Raw genomic sequence first — 7,072 nt, forward strand, 5'->3', positions numbered from 1 at the left:
CAGGAGGCCACTTAATGTGGCCTCCGTCGTGAGCAGGACTGTAGAGCAGGAAAGTTCATATGGGGCCGCCGGGCCGGTCAGGGCCGGGGACCGCACCCGTACGACTACAGCGTCATGTTTGGATCGGCGTCGACGTCGAACGACGAGATTTCACCTCGGTCGAATTTGCGGCGGGCGACCTCCGCGATCATGGCTGCGTTATCGGTACAGGCAGACAAGGGCGGCACCGTTACGCGGATCCCCTGACGCCCAAGCTTTTTGATCATCATCTCGCGCAGATGCGGGTTGGCCGAGACGCCGCCACCGATGCAGTATTCCTTGCATCCGGTAGCGTGCAGTGCGTTTTTGGCCTTCTTGTACTGCACGTCAAAGACAGCTGCCTCAAACGAAGCCGCCAGATCGGGCAGGTGAATCGTGCGCCCGGCCTTGGTCTCCTGTTCAATGTAGAGCGTCACGGCCGTTTTAAGCCCCGAAAGCGAGAAACGATAGTCTCCCCTGCTGTTAAGCGCGCGGGGAAAATCGATCGCCTTGGGGTTGCCCGTCTCGGCCAGCTTGGAGATGATGGGGCCACCGGGATAGCCCAGACCCAACGCCTTGGCCACCTTGTCGAAGGCCTCGCCCACAGCATCGTCGAGTGTCTCACCAAGTACCTCGTAGTCGCCCCATGCCTTGACGTGAACAAGCATGGTATGACCGCCCGAGACGAGCGTGAAGATAAACGGCGGCTTGAGATCGGGCTGCGCTAGCAGGTTGGCAAACAGGTGCCCCTCCAGATGGTTGACGCATACGAGCGGCTTACCGGCAGCGTAGGCAAAGCCTTTGGCAAAGGCAACGCCCACCACAAGGGCGCCCACCAGGCCCGGACCCTGTGTCACGCCCACGGCGGCAAGCTCGCTGGGAGCAATGGCTCCACCCTCAAGACCAAGCGATGCTGCGGCATCCTCGAGCGCCGCATCCACGACACTCACAATCACCTCAACGTGTTTGCGCGAGGCGATCTCGGGCACCACGCCGCCAAAGCGGGCGTGAAAATCAATCTGTGTCGACACCTGGTTGGCCACCATATTGCCATCCGCGTCGATAATCGCCACGGCCGTCTCGTCGCAGGAACTCTCGATAGCGAGCACTAGGCGACGTCGTTCAATTTCGGCACGCTCCCCCTCGGAGCGCCCGGGCGCAGGCAGCGGCCATACGCGCTGCTCAGCTGCCGTCGGCTCGGGCGAAGCATTGTCGACCGGAAGCACCAGGGGCAGCGGAGCCGTCATGACGATGGCATCCTTGCCGGCACCATAGTAGCCGCGGCGCCGTCCTGCCTCGGTAAAGCCCAGAGCGTTATAAAGCGCGATCGCTCCCTCGTTGCCATCCTCGACCTCAAGCGAAGCCGTGGTGCAGCCGAGCATCTGGGCATCATAGCTCACATGCGACAGCAGGTTGCGGGCAATGCCCTCACGGCGATGTGCCGGGTCGACGGCGACATCCAGAATCTGCACATCACCGTCCACGACCATACCGCCGGCAAGGCCCAGCAGCTTGCCGTCGTCGTGTGCTACCCACCAACTACGCGGCGCAGCGACGTCCTCGCCCAGTTCGGACAGGAACATGCCCGGCGTCCACGCCTCGTGTCCGGCACCTTCAAAGCAGGCAGCCTCCAGCGCGCTCGCGCCCTCGGCATCCGCCGCACCCATGGGACGGAACTGCAGATGACGACCGGCGAGCTCATCGGCAACGCCCGTAATTTCGCTGTGCGCACTCTCGGCAAGGCCAAGACGCTTGCGCTCGTTTTCCTCGGCATCCGAAAGGCGCGTGTAAATCGGCAGGACGCGAGCCGGATCACCGTCACCCGCAGCGTGCGCGAGCAGCAAGCCCTCGCCCGAAGGCCACCACAGGTCGTGCTCCACGCAGCGGGCGGTCTCGTCCTCACCCAGCAGCTTGCCATAGCGCACGAGACCGTCACCGGTCAGCTGAACCTGGTCCCAGTCCGCTGCTTGGCGCCACTCATCGAGCGCCACGGCGGCCTTGACCACGTGCTCGCGCTCAAATTGACGCTCGGGACCCTCATCGACCAGCATATACAGCGCCGGATATACCTCACCGCGCATAGCATCGGCCAAGATACCAAGCTTGCCGCGCACACCAGCCTTCCACGCCGTCCAAGCGCAAGCGTCGAGCGTCGACACGCCCAGCAGCGGAACATTGGCACCACGCGCGAGGCCCTTGGCAGTGGAGATGCCGATGCGCACACCCGTAAACGACCCCGGGCCGCGGCCGACCACGTAGCAACCAACATCGCTGCGATCCAGACCGGCTTGAGCCAGCACGCCATCAACGGTATTCACGAGCTCAACGTTGGCGTGACGGCGACACATGTGATCGCCACTCACGAGCTTCGTCTCGCCCGTCTGCCCATCAATCCAGCTTGCCGCGCAGGCAAGCATGTCGGTCGAGGTATCGAGCGCCACCACCAGCGCGTTGTCGTTATGCAAGCTCATCTTGTACAGCCTTATCAATCAAATGGAAAAGCTCCATTGCGCGGTCACCGTGTGCCTCGAGCGTTATCGTTCGCACATCGCTGTCGCCCTCATCACGCTTGAGCGTCACCGAAAGATACTCATCCGTCAGCTCGTCCTGGAATTGTTCGCCCCATTCCAGCAGGCAAGCACCCTCATAGCCCAACACATCGAAAATGCCCGTATCCTCGAGCTCATAGGCATACTCCAGGCGGTATAGATCAAAGTGAAACAGCGGAATACGACCTTGATCGTGAACGGCCATGAGCGCGAACGTAGGGCTCGTAACCATATGCCCATCGCCCAGCCCGCGCGAGACGCCCTTGGTAAAGTGAGTTTTGCCCACTCCCAGGCCACCAGTCAGGATGAGCACATCGCCGTCCTCAAGGCACGGTGCAATTAGCTCGCCAAAGTACTCCGTATCGGCAGCGCAAGTCGTTTTGTAAGTACCTACCCCCAGGCGCTCCAGGGACATATATGCTCCTTATTATTCCGAGGCGTCCTCTGGTGCGGGATGTCGCTCCAGATAGTCGCCCAGCATCTTAAAGTCTTCCTCCAGCAGCTCCTGCCACGCCGGATTGCGTAGCGCTGCTGCCGGATGGAACGTGGGCATTACTACAAAATGCCCCATCTGGTGGAACCTGCCGCGCAGCTTAGTAATGCCGATCTCGGTCTTAAGCACAAAGTGCGTCGCGGGATTGCCGAGCGTCACAATAATATCGGGCCAGATGCTTCGAATCTGCTCACGCAAAAACGGCGAGCAAGCCAGCACTTCCTCGGGACGCGGATTGCGGTTTCCCGGCGGGCGGCACTTAAGCACGTTGGCAATGTAGACGTCTTCGCGTTTGAGCCCCGCCAGCGACAAAATGCCGTTGAGGTCCTCGCCTGCCGCTCCCACAAAGGGCTCACCCTGCAAATCCTCATTGCGGCCCGGCGCCTCGCCAATAAACATCACGCGAGCGCGGGGGTTTCCCACGCCAAACACGATGTTATGGCGCGACTGGTAAAGCTGGCAAAGGTGGCAATCGCCCAGAACGGCCTCGATCTCCTCGAGTGCGACCTCACGCGGCGCCTGATGGCTATGGCCGGGAATGTGCATGACGCCCATAGCGGCTCCTACACGTAGACCTTGTCGAGACGCATGCCAAAGCCGCAAGCGACCTCGTAGTTAATCGTGCCGCGTAGGCGCGCCATCTCATCCATGGTAATCTCGGCATCTCCATCGCGGCCGACAATGATCATCTCGTCACCATACTCGGCCTCGGGAATCTCATGCGCCGGGTTGGACTGAATGGCGACCATAAACTGGTCCATGCAGATATTGCCCACCTGACGCACACGCTCGCCGCGATACAGCACGTCCATACGATTGGAAAGCGTACGCGAAAGGCCATCGGCATAACCGATCGGAAGGGTGCAGATCTGAACGCGCGTGCGCGGTACGCGGTAGGTAAAGCCGTAGCCCACGCCCTCGCCCATCGCAGGATGCGCCACGCGCGTCACACGCGCGTGGACGCTCATGACGGGATCAAGCTGCATCACACGACCACTCAGCTCACATGGCTGCAGACCATACAAACCGATGCCGGCACGAATCATGTCAAAGTGCATTGAAGAATCGAGCATCGAGGACGGCGTATTGGCACAATGCACGATACCGCATTCAAAACCTGCGTCCTTAATGGCCTGAACGGCCTCGGTAAAACGCTGGCACTGCAGCTTGTAGTCCCAACCCGAAGGTTCATCGGCCGTGGCAAAGTGCGTAAATACGCCGTCGCACTGGATGCCGCGATGGAAACTGATGCCGCGTACAAAGTCGAGCACCTGCGTGTAGTGAACGCCGATACGATTCATGCCCGTCTCGATGGCAAGATGGTACTTGCCCACCTTGCCCGCCGCGACGGCGCATTCGCCATACGCAAGAGCAAAATCGGACGTATAGACCGAGGGCATGATATCGAACTCGAGCAATGCAGGAATAGCCTCGATAGGCGGCTCACTTAGAATCAGGATGGGTTTCGTAATCCCGCCCTGACGGAGCCCAACGCCCTCGTTGACCGTCGCCACGGCAAACATGTCGGCACCGGCCGAATACATGATCTTGGCACACTCAACAGCTCCATGACCATAAGCATCGGCCTTGACCACGCAGCACAGGCGCTGACGTGGATTCAGCAAGTTCTTATAGACCCTCGTGTTGCGACGGAGCGCCCCGCGGTCGATCTCGACCCAGGACCAGCGCGTCAAATCGGCTTTATTCATGATTAGTCATCCGACCCTTCGTCCATGATTCCTAGATCTTCGAGCGCATCCTTTGCCGCCAGCTCCATGGCAGGACCGATCATGTCGATAAGATCGGTCGCGATAACGCTCTTCTCACCATACTCCGTCGCCGCAGCAAAACCGGCGTAGCTGTGAAGTGCGACGGCGTACGAATACAGCAGCTCCCAACGATCCATCTCGTCGCGCATGGTGGCAAGCGTGCCGGCCAAAATACCCGCGAGAACATCACCAGAACCGGCAGTTGCCAGAGAAGCCGGACCCGAGAGTGGCAGCAGCACGCGCTCAACGCCACAGATAGCCGTCGTCGGCCCCTTTGCTATGACCACCAGATTGTCGGAGCCTGCAGCCCAGACAACCTTCTGCGCGGCTGCAATCGCGGTACCAAGGTCGTTCACCTCGTCACCGGCAACCAGACGCGAAAGCTCACGATAGTGCGGCGTCATAACCAACGGCTGTTCGCGACGATACATCTCGGGGTTACTATCAATACCGTCAATGGCAATCTTAGCAAGGCAGTTGAGTGCATCGGCGTCCAAAATTAGCGGTACATCAAGCTCGAGCAAGCCCGAAACCACCTGCATAGCGCCAGCAGACGTCGTCATACCGGGACCGCACAGCACGCAGCTGTACTTCTTTGCGATCTCGCACACCGTCATGCGCGCAGCGGCGCCAAAGGAGCCGCGCGAATCAGACGGAATAGCAAAGACGGGAATCGAAGGAAGTGCCATGCGAATGAGATTGGCACAGGCGTCAGGAGCCGCGACTGCCACGTAACCAGCACCCGCGCGAGCTGCAGACTTGGCCGCCATAATGGCAGCACCAGGATATTGCGCAGATCCGGCGACAATAAGCACAGAGCCACGGGAATACTTATCGATATTCGATGGTAGCGGAGCAAAGTAATCAACTAAGTCACCGGGCTCGACAATCTCGGCGGCGTGGTCGACATCATCGATGACTTCGTCAAGACGGTCGTAAAGATTGCCGCAGATCAATTCGCCAGCATACTCAGGACCATCAGCGCTATACAGACCAATCTTGGGCGCAATCATCGTCACCGTGCGCTCGGCACGAATGCAGTCGTCATCAACAACGCCCGTCTCGGCATTCAGGCCCGAGGGGACATCAATGGATACGACACAATCGGCGCATTCATTGACCGTAGGAATCCAAATGGAGAACGGCGCACGCAGATTCCCGTGGAAACCGGTACCAAAAATGGCATCGACAACAACATCCGCCTTATCGATCAAAACCTCGAGTTCGTCACGCGAGGGGCCGACGCAAACGTGCACATCGCGGCCGGCAGTACGGCGAGCAACATGACGTGCCAGAGCAGCAGGAATCTCATCCGGCTCAACCGGAGAAACGATATCAACGTCCACACCCTTATGGCTCAGGATATCGGCGGCAACCCAGCCGTCGCCGCCGTTATTACCAAAACCGACCAGAACGAGAACTCGATCGGGATTGAGCTTCAAGACCTCGTTGGCGGCAAACTCGCCCGCTAGCTCCATAAGCTCGGCCTTCGAAGTCCCTTCGCGTTCGATGATATCCTCGAGACGAACGACTTCTTCGGTACTCAAAACCGGTTTCATCTATGCTCCTAGCGTATCTTGCGAAGCATCGCCCAGGTGCTCCGTCAATGCTGAATTCTGCAGCTGCTCAAGCTCATCTAAAACAGAGCGAGCCTCTTTAAATGTCTGCGCAACGCGTTTCTTGTTGCTCACTATTTCTTCCTTAGGCTTAGGTCGAGCATCCTCGGTGATTGCAATGGCATTAGCGACAGCCAAGTCACCCGTAAGAGTAATAGAAAGAGCGACCTCGACAACACCCAAATCCTGGGCGATTTCGAGAGCACGACCAGAAAGCAGAGCCTTCGGTTTGCCGAGTTTATCACGCGTTACCGAAACATCCTTGCGACCCACTCCTTGACTAAAACCCGTGCCGAGAGCTTTAAGCACCGCCTCACGCGAGGCAAAGCGGCTCGCATAGTGAGCAGCGGGACGCGATGATGCATCGCAATACGCACGCTCTTCTTCGGTAAACACACGCCGAGCAAACGACGGCGTCTTTTCAAGAATTGATTTCATGCGGGAAATCTCGACGATATCAACGCCGATACCAGCTTCAGCCATGTTCACCTCCATATCGCACAGACTAAGTTATTGTAGCCCGTTCACAGAAGATGCGACAAACGAGGGTTATAAAACACAGCTACTATGTGAGACAAATTGCCCGAGATACAAAAAAGGGGGAGGCCGCGAGGCCTCCCCCTTCTA

General features: G+C 58.8%; 6 protein-coding genes. All 6 read right to left on the reverse strand.

From position 1 onward, the window contains the following. Positions 1-104: 104 nt before the first annotated feature. From tsaD to acpS, 6 genes are read right to left on the reverse strand one after another with little or no spacing between them, the layout of a single operon-like run. The gene (gene tsaD, locus DWY05_RS09680; protein WP_117821412.1) at positions 105-2,489 is read right to left on the reverse strand and encodes a tRNA (adenosine(37)-N6)-threonylcarbamoyltransferase complex transferase subunit TsaD; all 2,385 of its coding nucleotides are present in this window, start codon (positions 2,487-2,489) and stop codon (positions 105-107) included. Continuing rightward, on the reverse strand, positions 2,476-2,982 hold the full coding sequence (tsaE, locus tag DWY05_RS09685; protein ID WP_117821413.1) for a tRNA (adenosine(37)-N6)-threonylcarbamoyltransferase complex ATPase subunit type 1 TsaE: 507 nt from the start codon (positions 2,980-2,982) through the stop codon (positions 2,476-2,478). The genes tsaD and tsaE overlap by 14 nt, the downstream gene beginning before the upstream one ends. A gap of 12 nt (positions 2,983-2,994) precedes the next feature. Then, entirely contained in the window at positions 2,995-3,615 is a 621-nt protein-coding gene (locus tag DWY05_RS09690) for a uracil-DNA glycosylase (protein ID WP_117776930.1), read from the reverse strand. Between the two features lie 8 nt (positions 3,616-3,623). Next, entirely contained in the window at positions 3,624-4,769 is a 1,146-nt protein-coding gene (alr, locus tag DWY05_RS09695) for an alanine racemase (RefSeq protein WP_117821414.1), read from the reverse strand. A 2-nt stretch (positions 4,770-4,771) separates the two neighbouring features. Further along, positions 4,772-6,388, reverse strand: coding sequence for an NAD(P)H-hydrate dehydratase (locus DWY05_RS09700; protein WP_117821415.1), 1,617 nt, complete (start codon positions 6,386-6,388; stop codon positions 4,772-4,774). Beyond that, positions 6,389-6,928, reverse strand: coding sequence for a holo-ACP synthase (acpS, locus tag DWY05_RS09705; protein ID WP_117821416.1), 540 nt, complete (start codon positions 6,926-6,928; stop codon positions 6,389-6,391). It abuts the gene before it with no gap. Between the last annotated feature and the right edge of the window lie 144 nt (positions 6,929-7,072).

The sequence above is a fragment of the Collinsella sp. AF23-4AC genome (assembly GCF_003462685.1).
Lineage (GTDB): Bacteria > Actinomycetota > Coriobacteriia > Coriobacteriales > Coriobacteriaceae > Collinsella.

What these genes read in the sequence shown, in the direction of transcription:
- tsaD (WP_117821412.1), bottom strand. Translation starts at nt 2,489, where the DNA reads ATGAGCTTGCATAACGACAACGCGCTGGTGGTGGCGCTCGATACCTCG.
- tsaE (WP_117821413.1), bottom strand. Translation starts at nt 2,982, where the DNA reads ATGTCCCTGGAGCGCCTGGGGGTAGGTACTTACAAAACGACTTGCGCT.
- DWY05_RS09690 (WP_117776930.1), bottom strand. Translation starts at nt 3,615, where the DNA reads ATGGGCGTCATGCACATTCCCGGCCATAGCCATCAGGCGCCGCGTGAG.
- alr (WP_117821414.1), bottom strand. Translation starts at nt 4,769, where the DNA reads ATGAATAAAGCCGATTTGACGCGCTGGTCCTGGGTCGAGATCGACCGC.
- DWY05_RS09700 (WP_117821415.1), bottom strand. Translation starts at nt 6,388, where the DNA reads ATGAAACCGGTTTTGAGTACCGAAGAAGTCGTTCGTCTCGAGGATATC.
- acpS (WP_117821416.1), bottom strand. Translation starts at nt 6,928, where the DNA reads ATGGCTGAAGCTGGTATCGGCGTTGATATCGTCGAGATTTCCCGCATG.